Raw genomic sequence first — 19,708 nt, forward strand, 5'->3', positions numbered from 1 at the left:
CGAGAATCGAGCCGAGTGGGCGTGAAGTCGTGTCATGGGATTCGCGCACTACCGGACCCCGGACGTCGCGGGTCAGGAGATCTGCTGGATGATTCCCGGGATGCCAGCTTCCACCCAGACTTCAGAGATCTTCCCGTCCGTGATCCGGTAGTGCGCGAATCCCATGACACGACTTCACGCCCACTCGGCTCGATTCTCGCGAAGATTCCCTTGTGGGCCCCAAGAACCTGATCAAGGTTGCGGGATAGAGCCGGATTTGGCACTCATGGCGAAAGTAGGACGCGCGGGGAACCCCCGAGAATAAGTCGTGTCTCTACGGGCAGCCGAGATGTCCATGCGTCCCTGGTTGTCAACGCGCGGTAGAGGACGAGTTAACAGTGACGTTACCTTTTTATGGGCTTCCCGCGGTGGGATGCCCGGACCAGGCGTCCTCACCCGGCTTTCGGTGGAGAATGGGGTTCGGCAGTGTCCGGATATGAGCAGGAGATCGAACGGCTGCTGGCCGACTACCGCACGCAGCGCGGCCGGATCGACGAAAACCGTCGGCGTATCAACGCGATGTCCGCCACGGTCACCGCGCCACGAAAGGTGGTCTCGGTCACGGTCACCGCGCGCGGTGAGGTCACTGAGATCGACTTTCCGACCGGCGCCTTCCGCCGCATGACCCCCAAGGAACTCGGCGAGATCCTGCGGACCGCCATCGCGGACGCTCGTGCGCAGGCGCTGGAGCAGGTGGACGAACTGGTCTTCGGCGACCTGCCGTTCCAGCTCAAGCCGTCCGCGGTGCTCACCGGCAGCGCGGACCTCGGCGAACTCCTGCCGGCCGAGCCGGAACCCGCTGACGAGGTGCGGGAGTACCTGAACAACGGGGTGCCGGACCGCGGCGGCGACCGCCGCGACTGACCCTGAGAACGACTCGCACGGTCCAGTGGGGAGGGGCCGGGACGCCCCTCGCTGCGACCGCCGTGCCGTTCTGCATCACCCGGGCGAGCCGCTGCAACCGGTGTGACAGCCGCCCGTGCCCGCGTCGGTGCGCCCATCGCTCCTGCGATGTCGGCCCGCCCGGCGCCGCTCGTGCCCGCCCCGACCTGCGGAGGCGTCTTCCCGCAGTCGTCCGTGCGCCCTGCGAACGATGGAGTTCCGGATGGCGAGTCCCACCGACGCATGCCCTGGCGACGGCGCGCAGCCCGACGGCAGCGCCCTGGCCCCGCACCGGTGCAAGAGTGCCGGACGCGGGGAACGGGGGCGGCTATGACCATCAAGTTGCCGTCGGAGTTCGACTGGGTGGCGAGGTTGACGGTGGGTCAGGCGTGGCCTGACGGTGATGAGGACAGGCTTCGCGATTTCGCGGATGTGTGGCATGAGAACGCTTCTCAGATGGTGGCGCTCGCGGAGTCATTGGATCCTGCGACGCGGGGTGTGCTCAATGCCGTCGGTGGCAGGGTCGGTGAGCAGTACGAGGCGTTCGCCCGGCAGATGGCTGAGGCGTTGCCGGGTCTGGCGGGGTCGTCGAGGGAACTGGCGGAGCTGGTACGGGAGAACTCCGTTCAGCTCGAGTATGCGAAGTTCATGCTGCTGGTGCAGATGGCGTGGACGGTGTGGGCCATCGGCGAGCTTCTGTTCTTCGGGATGCCGGAGGCGGTCGGGGCGCTCGTCAAGGGTGTTCAGGTGGTGTGCCAGCGGATTCTGAGGTCGTTGCTGGTTGGTGCTCTGACCGGTGTGGGTTTCATGGTCATATCGGACTTTGCGATCCAGTTCGTCCAGATGTACATCATGAAGGACCGTTCGCACTGGTCTTTGGAGAACTTTCTGCAGGACGTCGTGGGCGGTGCAGTCGGCGGCGCTCTGGGCGGTGCGTTGTCGGAGATCGGTCACATGGCGGCGCCCAAGTTCGCGTCCGGTCTGCTGGGGCAGTTGGCGATCGGTGCTGCGGCGGGCGTGGGGTCGACCGTGCTGACCGATTTCGCCGAGGGTGGCGCCAACGACGGCATGACGGTCGGGCTGGGCACGGCATCGGGTGCGATCGGCAATCTCCAGGGGCGGGGCTGGAAGGGCTGGAGGGCATCTCGCGGGCACACTCCCGACATCGACACGCACTTCGACCTCCCGAAGCTGCCCGAGTTCGACAACACGTCCATCGACAGCTTCACGGACACCTCCACCGACGACAGCTTCACGGACAGGTTCACGGACACCTCGACCGGCACCCCTACCGTCACCCCCACCGGCACTCCCGACGGCCTCCGCCTCGGCGCCACGACCGAGCCGAGGGCAATGCCGGAACCCTCCCGGCCCGTCGACCCCGCGGGGCGGGACGTATCGGATCGCTGGGCGGAGGTGTTCACCGCCTCACGGGCCACGGTGAACGAGCTCGACGCGCCGGACCGGCAGGAGCTGCTCGCGCAGGCCGCCACCGTCGTGACCACCGGCCACAGACCCCCCGCGATCGACCGGCACAGCATGGCCGCCGGTTCGCCCGCCGAGCAGTACGCACGGCTGCACGACAACATCGTCCACGCCGTCGCGGCCGAGCTGCTCACGAAACCGCGCCCCGGCCTTGCCCCCACCGACCCCACCCACCCGGCACGCGCCCTGTCCGACCGGCTCGGCGCCGACCTCGGTACGAGGCCGGTCAACGGCCTGCCGGGTGGCGCATCCCCGCACCTGCCCCCGCACACGCAAGGGGCGAGCAGCAGTGGCGCGTCCTACCGGCAGCCGAACGGCGCACAGCCGGTGTCACGCAACGAGATCGCCGCGGTGTTCGAAGGCAAGGGCAAGGCCAGGGAGCAGTGGTACACGGTGACCCGCGCCGCCTCCCACGACGGAAGCGAGCCGCGGACCTACGAGGTCAGCACCGCCGGCCGGATCAGCACGCCCGGGAACGAGACCCTCGCGCCGGACGGCTGGACACGTCAGGGGCAGGACTTCGTCCACCAGGAGAGCGGCTACGTCCTGCGCGCAAGCGACGGACAGCTCCTGCGGGTGCCCCGGCTCCAGCAGGCAGCGACGGGATCCGCCACGGAACAGGCGGCCGCCCCCGCATACGACCTGCGGGCCGACGGCAGGTACCTCTACGCCGCACCCCGCGACTCCACCGACACCACCGGCTACCGGATCCGCATCGACGCGCCGCAGGACGTCCGGGCGGAGGTTCCGGCTGCGGTCCGGACGGAGGTCCCGGCCGCGGTCCGGGCGGAGGTTCCGGCTGCGGTCCGGGCGGAGGTCCCGGCTGCGGTCCGGACGGAGGTCCCGGCCGCGGTCCGGGCAGAGGTGGCGGCCGCGGCGCCGGCGGAGGTGGCTTCCTCGACCCTCACGGCCGGTCCGACCCTCCCGGCTCACACCGCCCCGGCCGCCGTGAGTGCCGCCGCGAGTGTCGGCGTCCCCGTGAGGTCGGAGCATGCTGAGGCGCCCCTCCACCACGCGCCGGTTCAACCCGCCGCCGTGCCCGTTCCTTCGCCAGGACCCGAGCCATCGGGCAAAGGCACGGACGTGGGGCCGCACCCCGACCGCCTCCGTTCGATCGGCGTGCCCAAAGCCGGGCTGCCGCAACTGCCTGAGGTCGTGCGGACATTGCGCGGGCTCGCCGCCGGCAGCGGTCACACCGTGCCCGAGCCCCTCTGGGAACGGCTGCCGCAACGACTGCTGGCCAACTACCCGTTCCTGCTGCGGAGTTCGGACGGCGACCGGGACGGGTTGCTGGTTCCGCTGGGCAAGGTCGAGGCGCTGGTCACCCTCGATCTCACGCGGCCCGAGATCGTGGCGCAGCCGGGCGGTGCCGTCGTACGTCCCGGGGAGGACGGCGTGCGGGCCACCGCGACCGTGAACGCCGCTTTGGCGACCGGCGCGCACGTCCAACGCGAGGCGGGGGCGACGAGCGTGACCCGCGCCGGGCTGTCGGCCAACTTCGGTATCGGTCTGCCCTCCACCCAGGCACATCTGCTCTCCGTCGGCGCCGGGGTCTCCGGCGCCGCGAACGCCGCGGGCCGGTCCACCTCGCACACCGCCGACGCCGAGCGCGGCCGTGTGGAGGACGACCGGGACGGCGCCACGCTGATCTCCTGGGAGCCGCGCTGGACCGTGCGGCTGCGCCCGGTGCAGGGTGGCCGTCCGTGGGAGGAGGTGGCGGAGACCAGGGTGGCGCAGGCGAGCCCGGACGACCGAGCCCAGATCTGGGTGGCGAAGTCGTACCTCGACCAGGCGCCGTCGGAGCAGGTGGTGGCTACCGGGCCGCAGGTGCTCCGCGACAAACTGCCCGCGCACCACTTCGTGTCGGGCCTGACCGGACTGCCCACGCTCTTCGACCACATCGTGCAGCGGATGGAGGAGGGCGGCACCCCGGTGTCCTCCGACCCGTGGCTCCGCAACGAGCTGCTGCACCGGCTGTGGAAACTGCAGTCCTTCCTCGACACGGCGGTCAACTCGGAGGACGGCTACGTCTTCCGTCTGCACGACCAGCACGGCGTTCCGGTCGCCTCGGTGGCCGTGCACACTCAACGGGTGTTCCCGGGCCGGGAGCCCCGGGTCGGCGCCACGAGCGACCTCGCGCACATCGAGAACTCGCGTACCGCCATCGACGGCACGTCGGGCGACCACTCCCTCACCCAGTCGACGACGCTCACCCCGGTCTCCGCCGAACTCGATGTCACCCCATTCCCGTTCAAGGACCCGGACCTCGGCATCGGCCTGTCGACGAGCGTCTCGCAGACCTGGACCAACGGGGACACGAGCGGAGCCGGGCGGACCGGGCTGTGGGTCATGGTGCCCCGCTACACAGGACCCACGGCCGGTTACTGGGCCACCTTCGCCCACCGTGCGGTCGTCTCGCTGCGCAGCGACCCCGTGGACCGGGCGCGCTATACCGGGAGCGTCGTCGGGCACGGCCTGCTGCGGCTGCCGGAGCCGGAGGCTTTCCGGCACGGCTTTCCGGTGGACCGGACGTCGCTGCGCGAGGACGTGACGCCCGACCGGGGTTTCGTCACCTACCGAGAGGACGCACTGACCAGCGCGCCGACAGCGGAACAGCTCGCGCCGCGCCCATTGCCGCAGCAGTTGACCGCCGAGCGGTACACCGGCGTCGGCATGGGTCTGGTAGAGGTGCCCGAGTCGTCCTCCCGGCAGCTGTACGACCGGATCGCCGAGCAGTTGCGGCCGCACGGCTTCCTGCTGCCCGACGCCCCGCGCAACCGGCTCGGCGGACGCTCGCGGTGGGAGCTGGGCTCAGGGCTGGACAGCCGGGTCGACAACGAGGACCTGCTGCGCAAGTTCCTGGAAGACGGCCTGGCCGTGCACCACGACCGGATGCACCAGGACGGCCTGACGCTGGTGCTGCACCGACGGCGCGGTGCGGCCGGCATGGAGTTCGACGTGGACGCGGCGCGGATCACCATCACCGCCGAGCGGTCGCGGCCGACGCGGTTCCTCAACAGCGCCGACGACCACCACATCGTGAACCTGGCCATAGGCATGGACACCGCGTCCGCCGCGGTCTCGGGCAGCCACACCGTGTCGGTGAACTTCCGGGTCAAGAGCATCTTCCGGCAACTGCTCGGCGGCGCGGGTGGGATCGCGCTCAGCGCCGGACGCAGCGCATCCGACTCCGTCTTCTACCTCAGCAACCGGCCCGAGCTGATGGAGCACGGCTCGGGCGACATCCTCCGGGCCGAGGTGACGAGCACCTACACCGTGCGGATCGAGTTCCAGCACAGCGGGCTGCGTGGGCAGGTGCGAGCCGGACGCCGCGATCCCGCCCCCGTGGTTCTGCCGGACCAGCCGGCGATCGTCCGGGTGCTGCCGCTCGGCGACGGCAAGCAGGGGTTCGCGCAGGGGACCAGGGACACCACGGCGGGGACGGTGCTCGACCAGGCGGTGATCTTCCACTTCGACACCACCGGCACCCGGCAGGCACTGCACCGGCTGCTGCCCCACCTGGACGGACCGCAGGGCCGGGGGGCGCGGGTGATGGACTCGATGGTCGCCTCGCTGCGGGCCCACCTGAAGGAAGCGGCGCAGGACACCCACGTGCCCGGGCGGGAGGCGCCCGGCAGTGGCATCGGCGCGCCGATCCTCACCGACCAGCCGTTCGACCCGGGCTGGCTGCGGGACAGCCACGCGGCCATCGGCCTCGGCGCGAAGCTCAAGCGGTCGGACTTCGTCGGTGCCTCGACGCGGCCGTTCGTCCAGGGCATGATCAAGCTGTTCCTCGCCCAGGCCACCACCTCCACCACGACGTCACGCGGTCTCACCTGGATCCAGGCCGACGTGACCGCGGGCGGGCCGAACGCCTCCGGTACGGTCAACACCAACGGCGGCGTCGACATGAACCACCATTGGCAGCACAGCGTGTCGGAGAGCTACGGGCTGCAGGGTGCCCGGGAGATAGTCCAGCTCAGCTTCTCACACGTGTACCTCTACCGGACCCGGGTCGACCTCGAGCTGACCGCCCTGTCCGAGAAGCACGGCAAGTTGATGTGGAGCTCGCGGGACATCCGCAGAGCCGCCGTCGAGGACCGGGAAATGATGTACCTGCTGCCCGAGCCCGAAGCGCTCGCGCTCTATGGCAAGGGCGAACTCCCGGTCTCCGACGAGCAGTTGCGGGACGCCATGAGCCGCTGGGAGGAAGGCTCGCTGCCGCTGCAGGGGAACACGGTGGCGGCTGTGCTCGCCCGGTGGCACGGTGACACCGCGACGGCCGGCGACGTGGAGGCCGCCGACGGGAAGCAACCGGAACACTTCGCGCGGGTCCTGAGCGAGCGGCACAACGGGCCCGACAGCTCCGGCACCGGCCAACTCACAGTGTGGGACAGGCAGACGCGCGAGACGTTCCAACAGGCGTTCGGCGACCGCTTCCCCCTCGACGCGCGTGCCAACCCCCTGGCCTCGCTCCGCCTTCCGGAGTACCTCACCCGGCAGGACCCGGGAGGCAACGTCCTCGGGCACGCGAACGTCGTCAGCATCGACCACCAGGGCGGCCACTCCACCGCCGACATGATCCGCGACGCCCTGGACCGGGCCGCTCCCGGACTGCTGACCCGCCGGCCCGACCTGTGGAACGGCACCGGCCGGCACCTCGGCCGGCTGCAGGGCGGAATCGACGCCGTCCAGGCACTGTTCTCCCGCGGCCGGGGCGATGCCGCGCTGGAAGACCTGCTGTCCGGCAACGGCGTCGAGTTCTTCTTCACCAACCAGATCGGCTGGTTCCTCACCGACGCGGTGAAGGTGACCGTTCGGGCGGAGCTGCTTCCCGGGCTGGAGGTGCTCGGCGAGCGCGCCGAGGCGGGCCTGGAGCTCTACGGCCACCACTATGTGAACTCCTCGACGAGCGCCTCCCGCGACGCCGGTCAGGGATTCACCGTCGCCAAGCTCGGCTCCGGCCGCGAGCACGGAGGCGGCGGTGCCTCGGCGGCTTTCGGCACGACCCGGCACAGCGGCATCACCCACGCCGAGTCCGGCGTCTCCGGGCAGACCGTCTACTCCTGGAACGGCCTGTACGAGGCGCGGGTGCCGCACCGCTTCACCGTCACCGCCACACGGCTGCACCTGCCGAACCGGCCCCTGAACGAACTCGCGGTGGGTGCCTTCCGGACGATGCGCGGCCTCGGTGGCGCCCATACCGTGCAGTCCGAGGGCACCACACTGCTGCACCTGCCCGCCGGCATCGCCCGGTTCGCACCGGACCCCACGCAGTCCGGTCCGTCCTCGCCCTCCGCCCCCCGGGACTTCGGCGCGCTGCCCCGGCTGCCGGGCGACGCGGCCGTGCAGGGCGTGGTGCTCGACGACGCACTGCCCGCCGCCCGGCGGCTGATGGCGCGGGTCTTCGGGCACGGTGAGAACCCGGCACGCTACCGCGGCAGCCTGGCCCTCCCGACGCTGATGATGCGCAGCCATCTCACCAACGTGCTCGGCCGGGTGGGGCCGAACGAGCGCGTGCGGCTGGCCGCTCACCTCTTCCAGCCCGGCAGATCGTCGCACGGCGTGGAGCTCTACCTGCGCAGCGTCGCCTACGACCTCCAGGTGCTCGGCGAGGTCCAGGGCACCGGCACCGGCCGGTACGCCAAACACCAGAGCGGTACCAGCGTCACCGCGTCCACCGACCACTGGCGGGCGACCGGCGGCGGCAACGGGAACGCGGGCGGCCTCCTGCCGCACACCGCCGCCGACACCGGCTCCGGATCGACGAGCCAGAACCGGGCGACAGGCGCCACACACGGCGCCGCCACCGCCGCCAACTACCGGCGCGAACAGCACGTCAAGCAGCAGGCGCCGACCTACCTCGTCCGCCTCCGCGTCCAGGTGCACCTGGACGCGGAGGAGCACCGCAACCACCTCTTCGTGCCCCCCACGCGGCTGCGGACCTGGACGAGCGAACCCATCAACGGGGAGATGTACGTGGAACTCGCGCAGGGTGACGTGGACGCCCTCCGTGCCCAGACGGGCGCGGAGGCACGCAGCCGCCCGGCACGGATCTCGGCGTGGCTGCGCGCGCAGTCCCTGGCACCGGTCGAACTCGCTCCGCTGCTGCTCGACGCGGCCGGGGCACCGGGCGCCGACGCGGCCCGCGCGGACCTGGCGGTCAGCAGGGCGCTGGGCGACCGGGTCGGTACCGGCCCGCGCGGACTCGCCCTCACCCTCGACCCGGACCGGCTCGCCCTGGGCGTCCACCGGGCCACCCTCGCCTGGGCCGTGCGCACCCTGCGCGAGGACCACCAGGCGTATCTGCGCCAGGATCCCGCGGCGGCGCCGCCACAGGCCCTGGCCCGCTTCGAGCGGGAGCACGCCGGCCTTCCGGAGCGCTCCCGCCCCGGCGCCCGCGCGCTGCTCGCGGACAGCAACGCCGACATCGTGGCCACGGTGCAGGCGTACCACCGGGGCCGCCCGGACACCACGGCGGAAACCGTCGCCCCGACGCCGCCCGCCCTCGCCTTCGGCTCCCTCGACCCGCTCCTGCTCGCCCGCGACATCGCCCACAACCTCGACGCGCACGTCCGGTTGTCCACGCCTGCCGGACGGGCGAGCGCCGACTCCGCGACCGACCAGTGGATCGGACCCGACGGGCGGATCCGCACGGACGTCCCCTGGCGCAACAGGAGCGAGGTCCCCAGCCCGGCCGCCGCCCCCACCGGCACTGCCGGGACCACGGGCGGACCTCGCGGCGACTCCGTCTTCCGGCCCGCCCCCCTCGCGGACCGCACGGGCGTGGCGCGGCGCAACAACGCCGACGCGTGGCTGGCCACGGTGCGCCGGGCGGCCGGGAGCGGCGGAACGTCGTACGTCAGCCGGCTGGTGTCCGGCGTGCTGCGGGCCCGCCCGGACGCCGCCTTCGCCCTTCGGCCGATGCGCGCCGCCGCGCAGGCGGGCCCCACCGCCCCGGCCGGAGCCGCGCGCCTCGCCCTGCCGGCCGTACCGGAGGACCCCCGGCCCGCTCCTGCCCCTGCCCCCGCCGGTGAGACCGCCGTCGGCACTGCCACCGCCACCGCCACCGTCGGCGCGGACGCGCCTCGTTCCCCGGTACCGTTGCGGCACAGTGTGTCCGCCGAGCGCGGTTCGACGCGGGTGTCCCGCGAGGAGTCGTGGTGGCTCGAGCGCGTCGCCGACCACTACCTCGCCGAGACCCGGCGGCGCGCCGCCACCGGCCTTTCCACCAGGGCCGAGGTCCGCTTCACCGACCACGGGGACGCCGCGCCCGGCCCGCGGCGGGCCGAGCGCACGGGCCCCACCTTCGCGCAGGCGGTGCGGGCCGTCTTCGAACGCAGGATCGGCGGCGCGGAGGAGGCGGCGGCGCTGCCTTCCGGCTACACCCCGGTCGTCGGACCGGCGCCGCTCGGTGCCGGTTCCGCCGACGGCACGGCCGCGTCGCCGGGCGGCCGGTACGTGACCGTCGAAGTGACGTTCGACGAGGCCCCGGCGGCCCCCGCCACCCCTGACCCGCTCGCCGCGCCGGGCATGGCGGACCCGGCGGGCCGCGCGCCGGCGGACCTTACCGAGCTGCCGCCGGACGCTCTGCGACGGCAGCTGGTCGAGGCCGACATGATGGCCCTCCCGGCCGGCCGGGGCGACGGTACCGGGGACCTCCACGCGCCCGCGCAGTACGTCCATGTGGTCCGCCTGGGCGGGGTGCCCACGGAACTGATCGGCGCAGCAGGCGGAGATGGCGGAGAAGGGGAGTTCGCGGCGCTCTTGGGCGCCGACCGGGGGTCGGCCGAGGCCGTGCTGTGGACGGACGTCCCGAGGGAGCGCATCGAGGCGGTCCGTTCCGGCGGCCCGGCGGCACCGGAGGAACGGCAGCTCTACGATTTGGCGCTGCTCCATGGGGTGCGGCTGGTCAACGTGGACGAGATGGTCCCCGGGGCGACGCCCGGCGGGGACGGCTTCGGCTTCGCCGCTCGCACGGGGCTGCGCAGCGCGGGCGACGAGCCGGACCTGGTCCGTGCGTTCCGCACCGCGGGGGACCATGCCCAGGCGGCGCGCCTGCTGAGGCAGTACGTGGTGGGTCTCCCGTGGGAGGAGTACCACCCGGCGCCTGCCGCGCCCGCGGAACCGGTGCGCTCGGCCGGAGCCGCCTGAGCCGGCTGTCGTTCCGGTTTGAGCCGATTGAGCCGGCTGTCGCCCCGGCCCGCGCCGCCTGCGCTGTCGCCCGGGGCCCTCCGCCGAAGCGAACGGTCCCCCTGCCGCGGACGGCAGGGGGACCGAGGCAGGCGCCGGAAGGGCGCCGGGGTCAGTGATCGGTGCCGGCGGCCCACAGCAGGGCGCCGGTGGACGTCTGGATCGTCACGTTGCCGTCGTTCTGGATGACGAGTCGGGCGCCGCTGTGGCCGGCGGTGCCCGACGTCCACAGACTGCGGCCGTCGGAGGCGTAGACGACGAGGTTCCCGTCGTCCTGGAAGACCGCACGGTTGCCGCTCCCGGTGGTCCTGGACGACCAGCGGATGACGCCGTTCTCGTCCGAGATCACCAGAGCGCCGCTCCGCAGCATGGTGATGCGCATGCGGTTGGAGGCGACGGAGTCGCCCGCATGCAGCACCGTCGTCGCCTGGACGACTTTGGTGGACCACTTGTGCGCCGCCGCCGGCTTCGCGGCGGGCTTCGAGCGCGGAGCGGCGGCAGCGGAGAGAGCCGCGGGCTTCGCATGGACGGTTGTCCCGGATTTCCGGGGCTGCGACGCGGCCGCCGGAACCGCCGCGTGGGAGGAGGCACGCCCCGCCTGATGGGCCTTGGGGTGATGGCTCTTGGGGTGAGGGTCCTTGGGGTGATGGTCCTTGGGGTGGGCGGCAGGCTTGGCCGGGGGCTTCGTGGCGGAACGGGCCGGCGGCTCCGTGCCGGGCTGGGGCGGGGGCGGGACCGTGTCGTCGTCGGTACCGGGATCCGCGATCGCCACGGGCTGGTCGGGTTCCTCGGCGCTCGTCGTCTGCGTCCTGTCGCTGTGCGCCAGCGGAACGGCGACCAGCACCGCTCCGGCGACCACAGCGGCGGCGGCAGCGGCCAGGGGCCAGTGCCGCATCCGTGTGGTGAGGCCGGCCGGGCGCCTGCCGCCGCCCGCTTCGCGGGTGTCCGGCCGGGACCCGCGGGGCTGCGCGGCAGCCCCGTCCGGGGCCGCCCCGGACGGCTCGGACACGGGGTTCCTGTGCGCGGCCCCTGCCGGTACCCGGGCGGTCGTGGCAGCCGGCGCCTGTGCCAGAGCGGCGGACGCGGCGGACCCGTCGTGGTCGGTGTCGTGCATCGGCATGGCCAGGGCCCGAAGAACCCGCGGACCTCCGTGCCGCTGTGTTGGTGGCATCTGTCCTTCTCCTCGTCGGTGTTCTCGTCAGAGTGCGTGGGCTGGTCGGCTGCAAGGGGACGACCCGGTCACCGGGGCCCGGACGGGGCCCGCCGGGACCGTCCTCGTCATTCCGGAGGGCCGGAAGGACTGGAAGGACCGGAAGGGCCGGAAGGTCCGTCCAGTGCCGAACGGTTGGAGCCGGAGGGGGAGGGGGAGCCGACCGTGGCCCCTTCGGCGGAGAACGTGGGCACCACGGGATCGGGGTGGGGCGCCAGGACGGGCGGGGTGAAGGTGACCGCGACGGCTTGCGGGCGCGCGGTGATGGGCGGCTCGCCGGGTCCGTCCCCGCCGTCCCGCTCCTCCGGACCCCCGGGCGCCGGTGCGGGGTCGTCGGATACGGGGTCGTCGGGCGCGGGTTCGTCCGACGCGGGTTCGTCCGACGCGGGGTGCCCGGTACCGGGGCTCGCCCCCGCGTTGTGCTCAGGGGTCCGGGCCCCGGAGTCGGCGTAGTCCGCCGTGCCGGATTCCGTCGTGCCGGATTCCGCCGTGTGGGGCGAGGCCGCGCCCGGACTGCCGTCCGTGAAGCCGGTCAGCCACCCCGAGGGGGCCAACGCGACGCCGTGCCGGTCGGCGATTCGGCGTAGCTCCTCCGCGCCCTCACCGGAGGGCCCGAAGCCGTGTACCCGGACCAGGGTGCGGCCACGCATGTCCTCGTCGAGCCCCGCGAACAGACGCTCCATCGGCTCGGTCAGGGAGGCGTCGAACGGGGCGTCCGCAAGCCCGATCTCCACGGCCATCACCTCGGGATCCACCGGACGGGTCGCCGCCTCGGCGGGCACCGTGGAGCCGGTGGGGCCGATCCACAATCCGGAGCGCGTGACGACCACCTGCCATTTGCGGTCCAGCAGCATCGTGCCCGGGGCCAACGCCGCGCGCAGACCGTCGGCCGGCGGGTGCCACACACCGAGGCGCGGCGCCTGAGCCGGCCCGGACGCCGAGGGCACGCAGGTGACGGCATCGACGTAGGGGCGCCAGGTGGGATCGCCGAGCGTGTCCGTGACGAACACCCGTGCCTCGGCACCAGCGTCCGCGGCTCCACCGGAGACGTCCACCAGCAGCGGAACCCCGGTAGACACCTGAAGGGGCGCGTCCAGCAGATCGGCGGTGTCCTGCGCCAGGGGCAGCAGGTCGCTTCCGTCGCAGGGCACCAGGCGCGCCGTCTCGCGTACCGGGGCCGGCAGGGCGGCCAACACCGCGACCAGAGCGTCCGCCGGGACACGGACATCCCGGGAAGCGCCGACCAGCACCACGGGCCCGCCCGGGAGGGGCGGTACGGCGTACCGCAGTGCGGCCGTGCTCAGCGACGGGGTGCCGGCGGGCAGCACCAGCAGCCCCGCGGGTATCTGCTCGACGGCTACGCCGTCGACGAGGGCCGGCTCGACGTGTTCCGCGGCCGCCTGCCACGGCGGGGCCGGATGGCGGGTGCCGATCCGGCGCGGGGGGCGGTCCGGGGAGAAGTGCCACCAGCCGCCGGCTCCGGCGGGCCGGTCGGGGGCGAAGAGGGTGCCGTCCGGCCCGATGAGGACCAGACCGCGGGGGGCCGCCACATCGATCCGCGCGGCGTCGCTGAGCGACTGCGCGGGGGCGGGACCGTCGGGCCTGTCCGCCGCGCCGCCGGTCATCACCAGCCGCGCGGTGGTGACGCCCGCCTCGGCGGCCTCGCGCAGGAGGGGGACGAGCCGGTCGCGGAGCGCCGCGGCGTCCTCGAAACCGGCACCGACGACGATGCCCACCTCGCCCTGGAGGACGTGACCGCCCAACTGGGCGGCGGCCTCCCGCAACAGTTCCGGCGGGCGGCCCGCGCCGTGCACGAGATGGATCGCGAACGGCCCCGGAGCCCCGGCCGGAGTCCCCTCGGCCGGGGCCGTCTCGACTGTAGTGACTTCGACGGCCGCGGAACCGCGCCCGCCGCCGCGCCGCCGGACGGACTCGCGGCGCCCCGAACGTCCGGCGGTCACCGGGCATCGCCCGTCAGGACCAGACGCGGCCGACGGCATGCGCGAACCTGCCGCGGGGCGCGGGTGGTTGAGCCCGCCGACGCATCGGTCGGAGCCGTGCACACGGGCCACTGCAACACTGGAACCTCCATCACCTGCGGAAAGGTAATGCAGTTGGTACCGCCTCGCGGGTCGCCCATTGATTCCCCTCGATACCCTCCGGTGCGGTCGAAAGGGCATCCGGCGGAGCCCGAACCGCCGGGACCAGCAGGTGTCCGCGGACGAGGGTCGGCGTCGGCGCTCTGCCGCGCCCCGGAGCCGGGCGCGAAGTCGAGCCGTTCGGGAGGACGGCCGTGTACGAACAGGCCGAGTCCTGGCGGGCTTACGGGCGATGAGGACTGCGACCGAGCCGCGGATCTCGTCTCGCACCGCTTCCAGGGCCCGGCCTGGTTCAGCAGGCGCCGCGTGCCGTCCTGGGCGCCTCGCCGGCCTGCTCGGCCGACGTCAGGCCGTTCTCGCGCTCCAGCGGCGCGAGTAAACCGCGCAGGCAGTTGCTGTACGACAGCCACGCCCTCATCCCGCTGGTCAAGGGCACACCGCCGATCCGTGGTCCAGTCGGGCGCCGACGACGCTGGCCGGGCACCAGCCACCCCGGATCGGTCAGAGTGGGAGTTGACCAGCGGCGCCCAGACCAGGCGGCTGGAAAAGGCGGCCCGGCCTGCCGGGCCGGCGGGGGCCGGCGCTCTCGTCGCGCCGCCAGTCGGCGAGGGCCGGTTCCAGCCGACGCAGTGCCGCCCGGTCCGCGTCCGGGTCGGGCTGCCCGTCCGGAGTGTCCAGCTCTCGCAAAAATATGACATTACGTTCTCCCGGCGCCGCCCGCTCCACGCGCAGCACGGTGAACGACGTTCCGGGCGGGAAGAGCACCACATCCGGATCGCCTGCCTCCAGCACGGCCGTGCGACGCCCCTTGACCGACCAGACGACGAAGTCCGTGTTTCCCGGCTGGCCGGGAGTTCCGGAGAAGGCGGTGGCGCAACACTGCTGGGCCACCACCCTTCTGCGCTCCGCGTACCAGGACAGGCCGGCATCGGTGAGGGACGCCCGCAGGGATACCGGTCCAGCGAAGGCGGGGAGCCTGTTCAGCCCCGCGGCGAGTCGTTGTCCCAGCGCCTCGTGCGCAGACCGGCCGTCATGCGGATCCGCTGGGAAGGCGAGGTCCCCGTCGGCCAACATGTACAGCCGCAGCATGGCCAGTTCACCGACGACGTCGGCGAACTCCCCCGTGCCGAGAAGGGCCGGCTGACGGCGCAGCAGTGCCGAGGCGAAGACGACCGCTTCCTCGTACCGGTGACCGAACGCGGCGCGTAGCGGGCCGTCTGGCGCGGTGACCTGGCCGTCGTCGGTGGATGAGCCTCGCACTGTTCCGGCCATGCGCGCCGTGACGCCGTCCGGCCTTGGTCCGGACACCGGTCGTCGTGCCGGTGCCGAGGCCACGGGTGTCGAGAGCCCCGATTCCCCAGTGCTGGACGCCGGTGCCGCGGCGGCCGGCACCGGTTCCGGCACAGGCGCCCCGATGAACCGCACCGGCGGTCGCTCCGCGTGGCTCCACGGGCCGACAGCTCGCACCTGAGCGGTGACACCAAGCTCCGCCAGGATCCTGTGAGCGAGTGATTTCGCGATCCGGCGGAATTCCCCGGGTGTGCGGGCGTCACCGCTGCTGTACATCACCAGTTCGTGTTGTTCGTCCGCAGGAGCAAACCGTGGGGCCGTGACGGTCCGCTCCTGCGGGCTACGTACCCACAGGCCGCCGAGCACAACCTCGATCACCGCGTCCGGCCCGTGCTGGTAGACGCTGGGACCAAGTAACGGCAGCCCGTGCAAAGGCCAATGATGGTCAGTCACCATCGGCCCCCTGTGCTCTCCGGTTGCGAGGGGGGAGAACTGAACGGACTCCCGGGCCATCATCGGACGCCCGAGGGCGCCGTCCGGTCCGACTGCCACGACGGTCCCTCCGGTCGCTGCCGGGGAACCGTAGCTGACGGGCAGCCCGTTGTACGCGTGTACCGCCGCTCCGACCTCCACGGCCAGCGCCGCGCCGAACGACATGTCCGCTGGTAGCGCGACGGAGCCGAAGCGGGTGAACCGCGCGGAGAGCCTGACGTGCTCGGGGAGCGACCAGTAGAACCGGGCGACATCGGCGAGTGGTACGGGGTCGGCACCGGGTTCGCCGACGACCACGGTGACCGCATCGGGCCTGCCGCTCAGGCGGCTCGTCAAGAAGGCCCTGTGGCGTTCCGACAGAGGTGTTGTCCGAGCCGGGCGCAGCCACAGCCCCGCGGGGACCGGCTCAGCCACCGTCCGCTTGGCCACCGCGAACGGCTTTGGGGGCAGGTCGTGCTCCCACCCGGGGCGGGGGAAGCGGTGGCCCTCCAATGACGCGCCTCCGGCAGGGTCGTACCGGATCCAGCCCTGTCCCCGTTCCGAACCGACGAAGAGGGCACCCTCCGCGGTGGGCCGGGGCCGGCCGAGCGCGGTCACCACGGTTCGGCCGGATCGGGTTGCCAGCCACTGCCCGGCCTGTGCGGTGCCGCCCGGAGGTGTGCGGCCGAACACCAGCCGCAGACCCGTCTCACCGGCGGGCAGTACCTGTGCCAGGTCGTGCAGGAAGCCGACGGAGGCGTCCTGCGGAACGTCAACGATGGCCAGGGTGTACTCGGGGTCGCGGGCCAGCCCCGCCGCGTACATCCAGGACCGCTGGTCGAGCGCTCCTGCGGGGTGGAGGAGCCAGGCGTCCCCGGCCCGCCGGGCGGCCATGCGCACGCGAGGCCGAGCGCCCACGGGGGCATCGGATCCAGTGCCCGCGAGGTTCGCGGAGCCGCCGCCCGGCCCCTTGCTCAATGCCCGGTGCCCGTCTGCCAGAGCACGGTGTCGCCGAGCCGGATCCGCACGTTGCCGTCCGGCGTGATCTCCAGGACCGCGCCCGGGTGGCCATTGGTGTTCGACGACCAGTGGACGGTGCCCTGCGAGTCGTAGATCGCCAGCAAGCCGTCGTCCTGGAAGACCGTCTGCAGGTCGGCCCCAGAGGTGTGGGAGGCCCAGCGGGTGACACCCCGCTCATCGGTGACCACCAGGTTCCCGTCCGATGTCATGGCCAACCGCGCTTTGCCCCACGCCACGGACTGGCCGGGGTTCAGCACGGCCGTGGCCTGGATCACGTACGGTGCCGCCGCGGTGGTGGCAGTGGCGCTCGGTTCCTGGGGCATGGGGTGCGTCGACTGGGGCGTGTGCGGTTCGACGGAGCGGGCGTCGCGCCCCGTGGTGGCGGGGGCTGATGTCGTCCCGGGGGACGGGCTCGTGGACAGCGCGGACTCGCCGCCGTCAGGCGCGGTGCTGGCGGAGGCCGAGGACGAGTCGTGCCCCTGGGACGGTGGCGTGCCCGGTGCGGGAACGCCGTGCGCGCCCGAGGCCGCGCCGGAGACGTCCGCGTGGACTTCGGCGCGGCCGGCCGGGGTTGCTTCGGCCCGGCTCCCTCCGCTGTGCTGGGTGGCCAGGGCCACGGCCACAGCGATCGCGCCGATGCCGGTGACGGTGGCGCCGACCGCTATCGGACGCCTCCGCCTCCGCCGCGACTGGGTCGCAGGGGACGCGTGGGCCGAAGCTTGATCGCCGCGCCCTGCCTCGGTTGTGGGGCGCGGTCGCTGCGAACTCGTGCCGGAAACGTCCACTGGCTGGTCGAGCGGGCCGTATGGTGCCGCGGGGGAGGCACCCACGGCACCGGACACGTCGTCCACCCATGGCAGATTCTCGCTCCACAGCACGGCCTCACCGTCGGCGCGGGCGTGAGCCTTCGGACCGTCCCCGGTACCGCGATTCAGCGCGGAGTCCCCAGGCTGCGGCACCTGACTGACATTCATGTTGTCCACTTCACATCACCATGTGCCCGGCCCGGCTCGTCAGGTCGTCCCGACCCAGCATCAGAAACGACACGTCCTGTCCGGGAGAATCGCGCGATTGTCAGCGCATGCGCAGGCTAGCGCGGCCGCGCAACGGGTTGGCCGGTCTGTGGGCGAGCGGGGGACGAACAGGAACCGTGGTGGTCTTTCGGGACACATCCTTGCTGGGCTGTCCGTCCTGGCGACGATCCGCTCCCCGTGTTCTCGTCGACGTCGACGCAGGCAATTTCTGCGCTCTTCCCCCCCTCGGAGCGGACGTCCCGTTCTCCTCTGGCAGCGTCAGCTCTTCGCGGTTTCGAGGGTGCGCAGCAAATCGGCAGCGACGCTCAGGGCAATGGCCGGGGGCGACTCGGTTCCCTCGCGGGTGATGAGATTTCCGCGGAAGACGATCCCTCACCGCTGGTGGTGCCCAGCGCCCCCGTCTGGCGCTCGCGCACAACACGGATCGTCTCCTCCAGGTCACGCAGCAGGAGGTAGTCAAAGCCGGGGAAACGACCACCGCGCACGGCCTTGCGCAGATGGTGCAGCGCCACGGTCCACTCTTGAAGCGACTGCGGCATGCGTACCTTCGCCGGACCAGTGCGTACCGTTGTGCGGGTCTGGGTCTCGGTACGCTCGATAACCTCGCGGACAGGGTCGGTGGTTTGTCCGCCCTTGTCGACGGGGAGCCCCGCAAGGCGCTGCACGGTGCGCAATTCGCTGGCCCGACTGCGGTGTGAGTCCCGGCAGTACTGCCGCGGTCGCCCCACGCCCGTGTACTCGATCGGCACGCCACACCAGCGACATGTCGTCGACTTCAGGCGATCGCGCACGGCACTCGTCTCACGTACGGCGAGAACCCTGCTCCTGTGTTCCTGTTCGTCTTCGTCTGAGGTGCCAAGGGGATTGGAAATCGTCATCAGTCATCAAGGTGTGCTCGGGGTTCACCGCCCATGAGGGCAGGGAACTGCTATTGGATCGGCCCACGAGCCTTTCAGCGGCCGGCATCGAGCGGCAAGGCCAACCCGGCGAAGACTGTCCCGGCGGACGATTCAGTTGCCCTATCGAACAACCCGGTCTCGGTCTTGCATGACGGTCCGGCGACTGGCTGACGGACCCTTGTCGTCGACTGCCGCCTATGGAGTCCGGGTGCGTTGGCGCAGGCAGGGACTCGGCGTCTGGCGGCGAAGCGAGCCGGTTGTGCCAGGCTTCGCTCGGGAGGCGGGTGCCGAGTCGAGCCGTTCGGGAAGACCCTCGCGTACGGACGGGCCGAGTTCGAGGAGACATGCGGGTGGCAGCGTCGAACCGGCCATTGGCGGGTTATGTTCGATGGAGTTTCAGCGGCTTCGTGGCGGACCGATTCCCGGACGGTTCCATGCCCGTGCCGCCCACCCGGTCGGGTGGAGTCAGTGAGCGAATTGGCTTTACCTCAGCCGAAGGAGCGGGTCATGGGTGACAACGCACTTTACGTCGACACCGACGCGGTCAGGGCCAATCTGCCGTACATGGAGAACCTGGTGAGCGCCATCAGGAAGGTTGTCGAGACCCTCGAGCACGCGAACGGCCATTACCCCGAATTCTTCGGCACCGACGGCACCGGGCAGTCGATGCGCGCCCAGTACCTGGCCGCAGGCCCTTCCCTCGTCGAGGGATTGGGTCAGTTTGCCGAACTCCTCGACAATGTGAAGACCGGCGTGCACACGACGGCCAGGGGGCTCGAGAAGGTCGAGGAAGACTCCACGGCCGCTGCGCAGAAGCTGCATGGTCGGTCGGGCGGCGGCGACACGTCGCCGGGCCGGCCGGCCCCGCACAAGTGACCACACAAGGTCGTGCGATGAGCGGGCGGGAGTGTCTCGGGTGACCATCAAGTTGCCGCCGGAGTTCGACTGGGTGGCGAGGCTGACGGTGGGTCAGGCGTGGCCTGACGGTGACGAGGACAGGCTTCGCGATTTCGCGGATGTGTGGCATGAGAACGCTTCTCAGATGGTGGCGCTCGCGGAGTCATTGGATCCTGCGACGCGGGGTGT

Annotated in this window: 10 protein-coding genes; 4 read left to right on the forward strand and 6 right to left on the reverse strand. The window is 72.2% G+C overall.

Annotated elements, in window-relative coordinates; all coding sequences use genetic code 11:
* The first annotated feature begins 465 nt into the window (after positions 1-465).
* Both ACWD5D_RS43915 and ACWD5D_RS43920 read left to right on the forward strand, forming a co-directional pair.
* Entirely contained in the window at positions 466-903 is a 438-nt protein-coding gene (locus ACWD5D_RS43915) for a YbaB/EbfC family nucleoid-associated protein (RefSeq protein WP_451378371.1), read from the forward strand.
* A 348-nt stretch (positions 904-1,251) separates the two neighbouring features.
* Positions 1,252-10,560 (forward strand): WXG100-like domain-containing protein, encoded by a 9,309-nt coding sequence (locus ACWD5D_RS43920; protein WP_451378372.1) that lies wholly within the window; start codon positions 1,252-1,254, stop codon positions 10,558-10,560.
* A 151-nt stretch (positions 10,561-10,711) separates the two neighbouring features.
* Here the strand turns inward: ACWD5D_RS43920 and ACWD5D_RS43925 are convergent, their stop codons facing one another.
* The 6 genes from ACWD5D_RS43925 to ACWD5D_RS43950 form a co-directional block, all read right to left on the reverse strand.
* Complete coding sequence (locus ACWD5D_RS43925) at positions 10,712-11,770, reverse strand: hypothetical protein (RefSeq protein ID WP_451378373.1); 1,059 nt, start codon at positions 11,768-11,770, stop codon at positions 10,712-10,714.
* 107 nt (positions 11,771-11,877) lie between these two features.
* The gene (locus ACWD5D_RS43930) at positions 11,878-13,770 is read right to left on the reverse strand and encodes a hypothetical protein (protein WP_451378374.1); all 1,893 of its coding nucleotides are present in this window, start codon (positions 13,768-13,770) and stop codon (positions 11,878-11,880) included.
* Between the two features lie 430 nt (positions 13,771-14,200).
* On the reverse strand, positions 14,201-14,344 hold the full coding sequence (locus tag ACWD5D_RS43935; protein ID WP_451378375.1) for a hypothetical protein: 144 nt from the start codon (positions 14,342-14,344) through the stop codon (positions 14,201-14,203).
* Positions 14,345-14,409: 65 nt separating this feature from the next.
* On the reverse strand, positions 14,410-16,587 hold the full coding sequence (locus ACWD5D_RS43940) for a hypothetical protein (RefSeq protein WP_451378376.1): 2,178 nt from the start codon (positions 16,585-16,587) through the stop codon (positions 14,410-14,412).
* A 56-nt stretch (positions 16,588-16,643) separates the two neighbouring features.
* On the reverse strand, positions 16,644-17,306 hold the full coding sequence (locus tag ACWD5D_RS43945) for a hypothetical protein (RefSeq protein WP_451378377.1): 663 nt from the start codon (positions 17,304-17,306) through the stop codon (positions 16,644-16,646).
* A gap of 722 nt (positions 17,307-18,028) precedes the next feature.
* A complete protein-coding gene (locus ACWD5D_RS43950) occupies positions 18,029-18,601 on the reverse strand; it encodes a hypothetical protein (RefSeq protein ID WP_451378378.1) in 573 nt (190 codons plus the stop codon).
* 528 nt (positions 18,602-19,129) lie between these two features.
* On the opposite strand from ACWD5D_RS43950, the gene ACWD5D_RS43955 reads away from it, so the two are divergent.
* Together ACWD5D_RS43955 and ACWD5D_RS43960 are read left to right on the forward strand one after the other, a co-directional pair.
* Positions 19,130-19,498 (forward strand): hypothetical protein, encoded by a 369-nt coding sequence (locus ACWD5D_RS43955; protein ID WP_451378379.1) that lies wholly within the window; start codon positions 19,130-19,132, stop codon positions 19,496-19,498.
* A partial coding sequence (locus tag ACWD5D_RS43960; protein ID WP_451378380.1) for a WXG100-like domain-containing protein occupies positions 19,443-19,708 on the forward strand: 266 nt, incomplete at its 3' end. The genes ACWD5D_RS43955 and ACWD5D_RS43960, both read left to right, overlap by 56 nt.

It is taken from the genome of Streptomyces sp. NPDC002520 (assembly GCF_053595235.1).